The sequence below is a fragment of the Methylobacterium planeticum genome, from assembly GCF_008806345.1.
In the GTDB taxonomy this organism is placed as follows: domain Bacteria; phylum Pseudomonadota; class Alphaproteobacteria; order Rhizobiales; family Beijerinckiaceae; genus Methylobacterium; species Methylobacterium planeticum.
In genome coordinates this window covers 1-10,974 of record NZ_VZZJ01000055.1, presented here as the reverse complement: position 1 = coordinate 10,974, position 10,974 = coordinate 1, and the positions used below count along the sequence as shown (strand labels likewise).

The 10,974-nt window shown below is 69.4% G+C and carries 7 protein-coding genes; 5 read left to right on the top strand and 2 right to left on the bottom strand.

Features of this window, described 5'->3' with window-relative positions:
• Positions 1-5,013, bottom strand: a 5,013-nt coding sequence (locus F6X51_RS27040; protein WP_246697025.1) for an Ig-like domain-containing protein, incomplete at its 3' end; no start/stop codon positions are given.
• A 32-nt stretch (positions 5,014-5,045) separates the two neighbouring features.
• On the opposite strand from F6X51_RS27040, the gene F6X51_RS27035 reads away from it, so the two are divergent.
• Both F6X51_RS27035 and F6X51_RS27030 read left to right on the top strand, forming a co-directional pair.
• Complete coding sequence (locus tag F6X51_RS27035; protein WP_150967091.1) at positions 5,046-5,306, top strand: hypothetical protein; 261 nt, start codon at positions 5,046-5,048, stop codon at positions 5,304-5,306.
• A gap of 1,193 nt (positions 5,307-6,499) precedes the next feature.
• Positions 6,500-7,447, top strand: a complete 948-nt coding sequence (locus F6X51_RS27030) for a LysR family transcriptional regulator (RefSeq protein ID WP_246697024.1) — start codon at positions 6,500-6,502, stop codon at positions 7,445-7,447.
• Between the two features lie 10 nt (positions 7,448-7,457).
• Here the strand turns inward: F6X51_RS27030 and F6X51_RS27025 are convergent, their stop codons facing one another.
• Positions 7,458-7,793: a hypothetical protein gene (locus F6X51_RS27025; protein WP_150967087.1), complete on the bottom strand. Its 336-nt coding sequence runs from the start codon at positions 7,791-7,793 to the stop codon at positions 7,458-7,460.
• A 566-nt stretch (positions 7,794-8,359) separates the two neighbouring features.
• On the opposite strand from F6X51_RS27025, the gene F6X51_RS27020 reads away from it, so the two are divergent.
• From F6X51_RS27020 to F6X51_RS27010, 3 genes are all read left to right on the top strand, one after another.
• Positions 8,360-9,577 (top strand): matrixin family metalloprotease, encoded by a 1,218-nt coding sequence (locus F6X51_RS27020; RefSeq protein WP_150967085.1) that lies wholly within the window; start codon positions 8,360-8,362, stop codon positions 9,575-9,577.
• Positions 9,578-9,707: 130 nt separating this feature from the next.
• Complete coding sequence (locus F6X51_RS27015) at positions 9,708-9,989, top strand: hypothetical protein (protein ID WP_150967083.1); 282 nt, start codon at positions 9,708-9,710, stop codon at positions 9,987-9,989.
• A gap of 373 nt (positions 9,990-10,362) precedes the next feature.
• Complete coding sequence (locus F6X51_RS27010) at positions 10,363-10,830, top strand: MucR family transcriptional regulator (protein WP_150967081.1); 468 nt, start codon at positions 10,363-10,365, stop codon at positions 10,828-10,830.
• The last annotated feature ends 144 nt before the right edge of the window (positions 10,831-10,974 follow it).

Genomic DNA, 10,974 nt, shown 5'->3' with positions numbered 1-10,974 from the left:
GTCGGTGGCCGTGGCGGTGATGAGGTTGGGGCCGTTGGCGAGGGCCGTCCCGGGGGTGAAGGACCAGGTGCCGCGGGCGTCGGCCTGGACCGTGCCGAGGGGGGTGCCGTCGTCGAACAGCGTGACGGTGGCGCCGGCCTCGGCCGTGCCGACGATGGTCGGCGTGGCGTCGGCGGTGACGCCCGAGGCGGTGGTGAAGACCGGCGCGGCCGGCGCCGTCGCATCCACCGTCACCGTAGCGGCCACGGAGACCGCCGAGGTGTTGCCGGCGGCGTCCTGCGCGGTGGCGGTCAGCGTCGCGGCCCCGTCCGGGAGGGGCGTCGGCGGCGTGAACGAGAAGGCGCCGGACGCATTGGCCGTCGCGGTGCCGAGGAGCACCCCGCCGTTGCTGATCGACACCGTGCTGAACGGGTCCGCGGTGCCGCTGATGACGAGGCCGGTGTCGTTCGTCGCCGCGGGCAGCGCGGCCAGCACCGGCTCGGCCGGCGCGCGGGTGTCGATCGTGACCGAGACCGGTCCGGAGGCCGCCGAGACGTTGCCGGCGGCATCGCGCGCCGTCGCGGTCAGGGTCGCGGCGTCGTCGGACAGCTCCGTCGTCGGGGTCACCGTGTAGACGCCCTGGCCATTCGCCACGGCGGTGCCGATGACGGTGCTTCCGTTCGAGACCGTCACGGTGCTGCCGGCATCCGCCGTCCCGGTGATGGTCGGCGTGGCGTCGTTGGTCTGCGCCGGCAGGGCGGCGATGGTCGGCACGGCCGGCGCCGTGACATCGACCGTGAGCGAGACGCTGACGGGGGCCGAGTTGTTGCCCGCGACGTCACGCGCCACCGCCGTGACGGTGACATCGCCCTCGGGCAGCGGGGTCGGAGGGGTGAACGCGTAGCGCCCGTCCGCGCCGGCCACGACCGAGCCGAGCGGGGTCGCGCCAGTCGTGAAGGTGACGGTCGTCCCCGCCTCCGCCGTGCCGGCGAGGGTCGGCGTCGTGTCGTTCGTCGGGCCCGGGAGGCCGCCGATCGTCGGGCTCGCCGGCGCGATCGAGTCGACCAGTACGGTCAGGGGCGCGCGCGCCGACTCGATGTTGTTCGAGCCCGTGGCCGAGACCGTCAGGGCGCTGGAGCCTTCCGGAAGCGCGGAGACCTCGACGCTGAAGGCGCCCCCCGCGCCGGCGGTGCCGGTTCCGATGATCGTGCTGCCGCTGCGGATCGTGATGGTGTCGCCCGCATTCGCGGTGCCGCTGACGAACGGCGTCGTGTCGTTCGTCGGCGGGAGGTAATTGACGACGGGTGCGCCCGCCACGACCGTGTCGACCGTGAGCGCCACGGGGCCCGAGGCCGCCGAGCTGTTGCCGGCGACGTCGCGCGCGGTCGCCGTCAGGGTGACGGTGCCGTTGGGCAGCGGGACCACGGGCGTGACGGTGAAGGTGCCGTTGATGTCGGCCACGGCCGTGCCGAGCACGGTGGCGCCGTTGAGGATGGTGACGGTGGCGCCGGCCTCCGCCGTGCCGCTGATCGCCGGCGTGTTGTCGGCGGTGGGCTGCGCAAACGGGGCGAGGGTGGGCACGGGGGGCGCCGCGGTGTCGATGATCACCGAAATCGCGGCCGAGGGCCCCGAAATGTTGCCGGCGGGGTCCTGTGTGGTCGCGGTCAGGCTCACGCTGCCGTCGGGCAGGGCCGCGCCCGGGGTGAAGGCGAAGCCGCCATCCGCTCCGGCCACGACCGTGCCGAGGGCGGTCCCGCCGTTCAGGATGGTGACGGTGGCGCCGGCCTCCGCAGTACCGGTGATGATCGGCGTGGCGTCGTTCGTCGGCGCCAGGGGCGCCAGCACCGGCACCGCCGGCGCCGCGGTGTCGATCGTCAGGGACACCGCGGCCGAGGGGCCGGAGCTGTTGCCGGCCGCATCCTGCGCGGTGGCGGTCAGGCTGGTGGTGCCGGTGGGCAGGGCCGCGCCCGGGGTGAAGGCGAAGCCGCCGTCCGCTCCGGCCACGACCGAGCCGAGGGTGGTCCCGCCGTTCAGGATGGTGACGGTGGCGCCGGCCTCCGCAGTACCGGTGATGGTCGGCGTGGTGTCGTTCGTCGGCGCCAGGGGCGACAGCACCGGCACCGTCGGCGCCGCGGTGTCGATGGTCACCGACATTGGCGAGGAGGCGGTCGAGACGTTGCCCGCGAGGTCGCGCGCCGTCGCGGTCAGGGTCGCGGTGCCGGCGGCGAGGTCTGTCGTCGGCGTGAAGGAGAACGCGCCGGCGCCGTCGGCGACCGCGGTGCCGAGCACCGTGGTGCCCTTGAGGATCGTCACCGTGGCACCGGCTTCCGCCGTGCCCGTGATGGTCGGGGTGGTGTCGTTCGTCGGCGCCAGCGACGCCAGCACCGGCGCACTGGGCGCCGCGGTGTCGACCCCGAGGGTCACGGCGGCCGAGGTCGCCGAGAGGTTGCCGGCCGGGTCGCGCGCCGTCGCGGTCAGGCTCACCCTGCCGTCGGGTAGCGAGACCGTCGGGGTGAACGCGAAGGCGCCGGTACTGTCGGCCACCACGGTGCCGAGCACGGCGGTGCCGTTCAGGATGGTCACGGTGGCGCCGGCCTCCGCCCGGCCGGCGATCACCGGGGTGTTGTCGCTCGTCGGAGCCCCGAAGGGGGTGAGGACCGGCGTCCCCGGTGCCGCCGTGTCGACGGTGAGGGGCACGGAGGTGGAGACCGGCGAGGTGTTGCCGGCGGGGTCGAGCGCGGTCGCCGTCAGGGTGTAGCTCCCCTGCGCGAGGGGCGTCGTCGGAGTGAACGAGAAGGCGCCGTTGGCGTCCGCGACGGCGGTCCCCAGCACCGTGCCGCCGTTGAGGATCTGCACGGTGGCGCCGACTTCCGCGGTGCCCGTGATGGTCGGGGTGGTGTCGTTCGTCGGCGCCAGCGGCGCGATCACCGGAGCATTGGGCGCCGTCACGTCGATGGTGACCGAGACCGGCTGGGAGGCTGCCGAGAGGTTGCCCGCGGGGTCGCGTGCCGTCGCGGTCAGGGTCGCGGTGCCGGCGGGCAGACCCGTCGCCGGGGTGAACGTGAAGGCGCCGGCGCTGTCGGCGACGGCGGTGCCGAGCACCGTGGTGCCGCTGAGGATCGTCACCGTGGCGCCGACTTCTGCGGTGCCCGTGATGGTTGGGGTGGTGTCGTTCGTCGGCCCCGTGAAGGCGTTCAGGGCGGGCGCGCCCGGTGCCGTGAGGTCGAGGGTCAGGCCGAGCGGCGCAGAGGCCGGGGACGTGTTGCCGAGGACATCGCGCGCCGTCGCGGTCAGGCTGTAGCTGCCCTGGGCGAGCGGCGTCGTCGGGGTGAACGTGAAGGTGCCGGCGCCGTCCGCGACGGCGGTCCCCAGCACCGTGGCGCCGTTCAGGATCTGCACGGTGGCACCCGCCTCGGCGGTGCCCGTGACGGTCGGGGTGCTGTCGCCGGTCAGGCCGCCCCCCGCCGTGAAGGCCGGCACGGCCGGGGCCGTCGTGTCGACCTGCAGCGGGATCGCCGCGGACGCCGCGCCGGCGTTGCCGGCCGCATCGCGCGCCGTGGCCGTGAGGGCGTAGCGGCCGTCCGCGAGCGCGGTCGTCGGCGTGAACGAGAAGGTCCCGTTCGCGGCGGCCGTCGTGGTGCCGAGGACGGTGGTGCCGTTCAGGATCGTGACGGTGGAACCCGCCTCCGCCGTGCCCGTCAGGGTCGGGGTGTTGTCGGCGGTCGCCGTCACGCCGGCGCTGAGGGTCGGGGCGCCGGGCGCGGCGAGGTCGAGGACGAGGCTCGCGCCGGGCGAGCGGGCGCTGACATTGCCGGCCGGATCGGTGGCGGCGGCGGTGAGGCTGTAGATGCCCGCGGCGAGGTCGGCCGTGGGCGTGACGCTGTAGCGGCCGTCCCCGTCCGCGACGGCGGTGCCGAGGATCGTGGTCCCGTTATAGACGGTGACGGTGGCACCGGCTTCCGCCGTGCCCGTGATGGTCGGCGTGCTGTCGTTGGTGAGGCCCGGGGCCAGGATCGTCGGGGCGCCCGGCGCCGCCGTGTCGATCTGGACCGACAGGGCGGTCGAGACCGGGCTGACATTGCCGAGGGCGTCGCGCGCGGTCGCGGTGAGCGCGTAGGTGCCGTCGCTCAGGGACACCGTCGGGGTGAACGAGAAGGTGCCGTTCGCCGCGGCCACGGCGGTGCCCAGGAGCGTGGCGCCGTTCAGAACCGTGACGGTGGAGCCCGCCTCGGCGCTGCCGGTGAGGGTCGGGGTGTTGTCGCCGGTCAGGCCGCCCCCCGCCGTGAAGGCCGGCGCGACCGGCGCTGTCGCGTCGATCCGGAGGGACACGGCCGCCGAGGCGCCGCCGATATTGCCGCTGGCATCCGTCGCCCGGGCGGTGAGGCTGTAGGTGCCGTCCGCCAGCGCCGTGATCGGGGTGAAGCTGTAGCTGCCGTTGGCGGCGGCCGTGGTGGTGCCGATGACGGCGGTGCCGCTCAGGATCGCGACGGTGGAACCCGCCTCCGCCGTCCCGGTCAGGGTCGGGGTGTTGTCGGCGGTCGCCGCCACGCCGGCGCTCAAGGTCGGCGCGATCGGGGCGGTGGTATCCGTGGTGACGACGTCGTCGATCGCGAACCCGATGCCGAGATTCACGTCGAGGACGTTGCGGGAATAAACCCGGACCTCCGTGAGGTTCGACCATTCCGGCCCCGTGAAGGTGATCCGCTGGTCGCCGATGCCGAGGATGTTGATGACCTCGGTGGCGGTCACCTGTGCGCCGTTGCGGTAGCCGACGAAGTAGGTGTTGCCGAGAAGCGAGATGTCCCGGTCGATGGTCAGGCCGTTGAGGGTGAAGGCCGTGCCGGACGCCTGGGCGATGGACAGGTAGCCCGCGGGGGATTCGAGGTCGAGCACCGCGTCGCCGAGCTCGCTCGCAACCCTGAGCGTACCCGTATTCGCCCCACTCAACGTCCTCAGAGCGTAGACATAACCGCCGATCGTAAGGGGATTGCCGGCGGTGCCGACGAGTCCGTCAAACGTCTGAGTGGTAGGCATGAACGACCCTCGCAATGGGAACGCGGGTTCCGGTGACGGAACCCATCCAAATTCGCTTTCTGGTTGTATTTCCGGACGGAGACGATCCGGCTGCCGGGGATGGCGCCGGCCCGATCGCTTCGTCGGATACAGGCAGTAAGCTGGGGCTGTTCGAGGGGTTAGAAAGTAATCGGAATGAAAAGCAGCTTCTCAGTTTCGCAAATATGCGAGAAATCTCAGATCGATCAGCGACATATCTGCGCGTATTCGACTATGCTTTCAAATTCGGAGAAAATTCAATCGACCGGACATGAACCGGTCTTTCCCGCAGAAGGGCCATCATAGCGGCGGGGTTCTGGCATCCGGAGGCAACTGCCCTCACGATTCTTCGATCATCACCACATGGAACATCGCGATCTCCGTCCAATGAAACCGGCCGCTGCAGATAGTCACCGAGCAATCCGGAAATCCGGAAATCCGACATTGCTCGACGGACGTCTCGACTGTGACGAACCGGGATTCACTCCTGATGATAGGAGGATCGACTGGATCCGGGCGGACGGATCTCCCGGCGCAGGCGGCTCGATGCGGTTCAGCGGCAAGCACTGTCACGGACACTTCGCATAGTTATGAATAAAGATTTTCGACGGATGAAAGCGTAAAGCGATGCAATTCGGGAAGGAGTATTTCTGAAATCGCCTGTTCCGCACGAGAACTCAGATTATGTCCGGTAAGGACCTTTTTCTGGGAGGGTTCTTATGTTTGGGATCATGTTGGCGGCCCTGATCGGCGGCCTTCTGACCACGGTCATGTTCTGGGACAGCGGAGTGTTCATCGCTCTCGTTGCCGCACCGTTCGGCGGCAGCGCGGCAGGCCTGATGGCCGCTGGCCTGATCTCCGGCCTGCGCCTGCCGCCTATGCAAGACCCCATCCGGCCTCGTTACCCTGGTCGGGGGCACGTCCGAGCCAGTCCTGAATGCGGTGCCGGCTCCGAAATCCGACTTGGCGCGCCACGGAGCACAACTTCCGGTTAACCAGCCGGGCTGCCGATCGGTGAACCAGGTATGCCCCCACCGGTCCCGACAGGTCTGCGAGGAAAAAATCGCTGCGGACGTCGACACACCGCTCGAATTTGCAATCGCCACGATCCGCGTCATCAGCGCAGGACCAAGCAAGGCGCAAATATGGTGAACAACACCTAAATTTAAGAGAAATCTTCACTAAGCAACCTTGAGGCATCCGCGCGCCTCGATCGGGAGCGAAGCGAAATCTGGAAGATTTCCATAAAATTTTAACAGACGTCTCCATGAGTTCGGTCGCGATTCATGTCGATTGGCGGCGATCTTGTGTAGAGATGCTCATCGACAACTGGGGAGGAAGGCTTGACCACCCCAGCGATACGCCTATCTAGGGTTGTGTATCTTGCGTGGGGGCAGCCTCGCCCGGCCCGACTTCACGTCAGGGAGAAAGCCTCGGGACAATGCCGTACCCTCAAGTCTTGCGTGACATGGCTCTGTTCGTGGAGGTTGCCAAGCGGAAGAGCTTCAGCCAGGCCGCAACCGCGCTCGACATGCCGGTATCTTCGGTGTCGCGCCGCATCACGCAGTTCGAGGCGGCGGTGGGGCTCCGGCTGCTCGATCGGACCACCCGGAAGATCGCGCTCACCCCCCATGGCGAGGCCTATCTCGCCCAGGCCACCCGCCTCGTCGAGGAGGCGCAGCGCAGCTTCGACGACCTGATCGCCCAGGCCAAGGGGCCGAGCGGCTTCCTGAAGGTGGCGGCGCCCACGGATTTCTGGGTCATCCAGCACCTGTCCGGGATCGTGTCGGAATTCTCGCAGCAGCACGAGCATGTCCACATCCACCTCGATCTGCGCGCCTCCCAGGTCGATCTGATGCGGGAGAACTACGATCTCGCCATCACCACCGACGAACCGAAGGAAGCCTCCCTGATCGTCCGCAAGGTCTGCGAGGTGGAGAACGGGCTCTTCGCGGCCCCCGCCTACCTCCTGGCACGCGGCCGCCCCAAGCACCCGCAGGACCTTGCCGGGCACGACGTCGTGCTGCCGGTCGCCGCGACATCCGCCACCTGGCAGCTCAGCCGGGCCGGCGAGACCGTGAGCACGACGGTCTCGGGCCGGATCTCCTGCAACAGTCTCAGCCTCGCGCGGCGCTTGGCCGTCACGGGGCGCGGGATCACCACCGCCAGCCTGATCAATGTGGAGCGGGACCTCGACAGCGGGCGCCTGGACCCCGTCCTGCCGGATTGGCTGCTGCCACCGACCTCCGTCTACATCGTGACCACGTCGCGCCTGCTGCCCGCCAAGGCTCGCCGCTTCATCGACTTCGTGACGAAGCGGCTCAACACGGTGTTCTCGAGCGCCGCCCGGACGCCGGAGCTCGATCCGGCCGAGCTGCGGGAGCGGCCCGCCCTGGTCCGGGCCGCCCGCGCCTGAGGGCCCGGTCTCACGCGCCGCCGGCGGTACGGGCCGCCTCCTGCACGAAGTCGAGGCAGCGCTGGCGCATCTCTGCCTTCTCGATCGCCAGGAAGGCCTGAAGCAGGGCCGAAGCCTCGTACAGGCTCACCGTCTCGCCGGCCGCCACCTGCGCCAGTTCCGGGTCTCCCCGCAGGAGCGCGGTCGTCGCCCCGAGGGCGTCGGCCAGCTGGTTCAGGGTCTGCTCGGCCTGCGGCGGCAGCGGCGCGGCGGCGTTTTCCGCATCCGGCGCGGTCGCGCCATCCGTCGGCGATCCGCGTGTCGACCCGCCGGTCTTGGCGGGGGCGTCCGGATCGTGACCGGTCATCGCATGCTCCGCTGCGGGCCATCACGGCCCCGGTCTCAAGCTGACGAAGGCCGGAGAAGCGGCGCGCAGGCGCGAGCTTGGAACCGTATCCATGATACGCCCTCACGTTGTATCCAGTGCAAGCAGGTAACGAAAATTTGAGCGTCCGCGGACGGCGCGACATCTTCGATCGCGGCATTGCCGGCGCATCCGATCGCGGCCGAAATCCACAGATCGCAGGGGGTCCGCGCCCAAAAAATCCGCCGAGCGCAACCCCGACCCGGAGCGATGGCGGCGAGGCAGGTCCGGCCGCTCCGTTCGCCGGCCTGATCACCTCTCTGCAACCGTCGCGTGTGCAAGTGGCTCCCCGACCTGGCCCGTTCACCGGAGACGTTCGCGTCCACGCCTTGCAGTGTCCGCGAGTAGAAGCCGGTCCCTAGGACTTCTCTCCGCCGGCGCAGACCCGCCCGGTTAAACCGGCGGCAACCATCGCCGCGGGCCGATGCTCAGCTTGAAGGCTTATTTAACAGCTCAGACCGCACGAATGCTTCAGAAAAATTGCACCGGTTTGGGGCTGGGCTGGGACGATGTCGATCGATTACGAACTCACCGGTTCGCGGTGGGGCACGGGTGCTGCGGGAACGAGCGCCGGCACCGTCACCTGGGCGGCCGATGCCACCATCGAGGCCGGGTGGCTGCCCCAGATCCGCGCCGCCTTCGCGGACTGGTCCCGCTACGCCAATATCGACTTCAAGGAAGTCGCCGCGGCGAGCACGCCGGACATCGGCTTCACCGAGACCCCCATCGACGGCCCGCTGCAATATCTCGGCTACGCGACCTGGACCTACGATGCGCGCCAGCGCCTGACCCATGCCACGATCAAGATCGACAGCGCCGAGGATTATCACAGCGTCGGCAGCACGGTCGTGGCCTCGAGCAGCCCGAGCCAGGACCTGTTCCACCTCGTCCTGCACGAGATCGGCCACGCGATCGGGATCGATCACCGGCCCGTCAGCGAGGGGCTCTCGGTGATGAACCCGAACATCAACCCGGCTCAGGTCAAGGACCTGACGATGTCGGACATCGAGGCCGTCCAGGCGCTCTACGGCGTGCGCGCCGGATCGCCCGGCTTCGATGCCCAGACGGGCCTCGCCACCAAGACGATGGTCCAGACCCCGGTCGTGGCCGCACCCGTGGCCGCGACGCCGGTCGCGGCAACGCCCGCGACCGCGACGGTTGCGGTCACGGCGCCGGTCGTCCCGGTGTCCCTGACCTCGACGCCGAACCCGGTTACGGCGCAGGCTACCCCGGTCCAGGCCGCGACGAATCTGGCCAGCCCGGACGCGGTGTTCCGCTTCTTCGACACCAAGACGAGCGACCATTTCTACACCACGAGCCCGGACGAGAAGGCGGGCATCCTGGCGACGCTCCCGAGCTTCACCTACGAGGGCGTGACCTGGGCGGTGCCCGACAAGGCGGCCGACACGATCGACGTCTTTCGCTTCTTCGACACGAAGACGTCGCAGCACTTCTTCACGACGAGCGCGGGCGAGCGCGACACCATCCTGAAGACGCTGCCGACCTACCATTACGAGGGCGTCGCCTTTCAGGCCTTCGCGCATGAGGGCGCACCGGGCAGCCTCACCCTGGAGCGCTTCCTCAACACCGAGACCGGCCTCCACCATTTCGCCGCGAGCCAGGCCGAGGCGAGCGCCATCAAGGCGGGCCTGGCCGGAACCGGCTGGGTCTACGAGGGCCATGGCTTCACGGTCGCGGCGCCGACCGACGCCATGCTGCACCTCTGAGGGAGCGAACTGCGTCGAGACCCACTGGCGCCCGGCCGCCCTCCGTTAGGGCTTCGCTCACCCTATGGGCGGAAGCTCGCAGCGTAGGCTCCGAAGGCTGCTAGAGTGCCTGTCACCGAAGGAGATGCGTGTGCTGCTTCTGGTCTTCACCGCCATCGGGGGCGGAATCGCGACGGCCGGCCTGATGTGGTCGCAGGGCGCCCTGCTGTCGCTGCTCTCGGCTCCCATCGGCGCCAGCCTGGCGACCCTGGCGGTGGCCTGCCTGCTGGCGACGCGCCGCTCCGCGGAATGGCGGTCGGAACCGGATCTCGATCGCCAATCCGACGAGATGGTGGCGGTCCTGCGGGGGATCGCGGCACGCGGCCTCGACCGCAAGAGCGATGCGGACGCGCCGGACCGGAAGGTCGCCTGACGCCCGCGTGATGCGTCTCGGCGTGATGCGTCTCGGCGGCGCGACCGGCACCGGGCGCACCCTCTGCGAATCCGAGTCTTGAAGCCGCTTCCGCCGCACCGGGAGCGGCTTTCTGCGTGGCAACCGGTTGGGGCCGAGTGGTCAGCCGCGGCATTTCACGGAGTGAAACCGCGGAGCTTGCGGCATTGGAACGACCGACTGTCGTTGCAGCGGAGCGCGTTGTGCGACTGCGCGGAGAACTTGCGTAAAAGTGTTCGTATCCTATGCCGCCACACTTCGTTGCAGGCTATTTCCTGTGCATTAAACAAGCGCATGTGCTTGGCTCTTCGCAGCGTTTGCGGTGAAGTACGCAGGATTTTTTCAGGAGAAGATCATGGAAACGGAAGGCGTTCCTTCGCATGAAGCCGACCACCTGACGGATCAAGCCGCCGATATCGTCGCAGCCTATGTCACGCGCAATCACGTGTCGGTCTCCGAACTCCCGGGCCTGATCCAGACCGTCCATACCGCGCTCGTCGCGCTGACCCAGCCCCCCGCCGAGGCGGCCGAGCCCTCCGAGAAGGTGACGACGGCGCAGGTCCGCAAGTCGATCACGCCCGATCACCTCGTCAGCTTCATCGACGGCAAGCCCTACAAGACCCTGAAGCGCCACCTGTCGGCGCATGGGCTCGATGTCTACGGCTACCGCGCGCGCTTCGGCCTGCCGGCCGATTACCCCATGGTGGCGGCGAATTACGCGGCCCAGCGATCGGAACTGGCGAAGAATATCGGCCTCGGCCGCCCCGGTGCCCAGCAGCCGCGCACCGATCCGCCGAAGCGCGGCCGCCGCAAGGTCGCCTGAGCGGCCCCGGCCGCGGCTTTTCGGGCGCGCCCGTGGGTCTCCCGTCAGAGGACGGCTCCCGGCACCACGACGCCCTGCCCCGAACGCCGAAGGCCCGCCGCGCGTGAGCGTGGCGGGCCTTCGGGTGTTTGGTTGCGGGGACAG